Source organism: Legionella navarrensis (genome assembly GCF_052527415.1).
Window position 1 is genome coordinate 1 of the sequence record NZ_JBNVZR010000054.1, and the last position, 1,056, is coordinate 1,056.

The following is a 1,056-nucleotide window of genomic DNA, read 5'->3' on the forward strand; positions in this document are numbered from 1 at the left end:
AGCCATAGCAGAAGACAGCGGTGCGCGCGTGATCACTCAGGCTGAACTGCTGGCAAACGCCAGTGATGTGGACGCCGGCAGCAGTCTTGAGGCGCTGAATCTTTCAATCGCCAGCGGCACTGGTACGCTGGTTGATAATAACGACGGCACCTGGACCTATACGCCGGCGCTGAATGATGAGAGCAGCGTCAGCTTTAATTTTGATATCAGCGATGGCAGTGCCAGCGTTGCCTCTACAGCCAGTCTGGACATTACCCCTGTTAATGACGCACCGGTTGCGGGAGCGGCTGTTGTTCTCACAGCCATAGCAGAAGACAGCGGTGCGCGCGTGATCACTCAGGCCGAACTGCTGGCCAATGCGAGTGATGTGGATGCCGGCAGCAGCCTTGAGGCGCTGAACCTGTCCATAGCGTCAGGTGCCGGTAGTCTGGTAGACAATCTTGACGGCACCTGGACCTACACGCCGGCCCTGAATGATGAGAGCAGTGTCAGCTTTGACTTTGACATCAGTGATGGCAGTGCCAGCGTTGCTTCCACAGCCAGTCTGGATATTACGCCGGTGAATGACGCACCGGTGGCCGGAGCAGCTGTTGTTCTCACAGCCATAGCAGAAGACAGTGGTGCACGCCTGATCACTCAGGCCGAACTGCTGGCCAATGCGAGTGACGTAGATGCCGGCAGCAGCCTTGAGGCTTTGAATCTGTCCATAGCGTCAGGTGCTGGCAGTCTGGTGGATAACCTGGACGGCACCTGGACCTACACGCCGGCACTGAATGATGAGAGCAGTGTCAGCTTTAACTTTGACATCAGTGATGGCAGTGCCAGCGTTGCCTCGACGGCCAGTCTGGACATTACCCCGGTGAATGACGCACCGGTTGCGGGAGCGGCTGTTGTTCTCACAGCCATAGCGGAAGACAGCGGTGCGCGCGTGATCACTCAGGCCGAACTGCTGGCCAATGCCAGTGATGTGGATGCCGGCAGCAGCCTTGAGGCGCTCAACCTGTCCATAGCCAGCGGCAGCGGCACGCTGGTTGATAATAACGACGGCACCTGGAC

The 1,056-nt window shown here is 58.1% G+C and carries 1 protein-coding gene; it reads left to right on the top strand.

Annotated elements, in window-relative coordinates; genetic code table 11:
* Window positions 1-1,056, top strand: a 1,056-nt coding sequence (locus ACQUTA_RS13075) for a cadherin-like domain-containing protein (RefSeq protein ID WP_444988706.1), incomplete at both ends; no start/stop codon positions are given.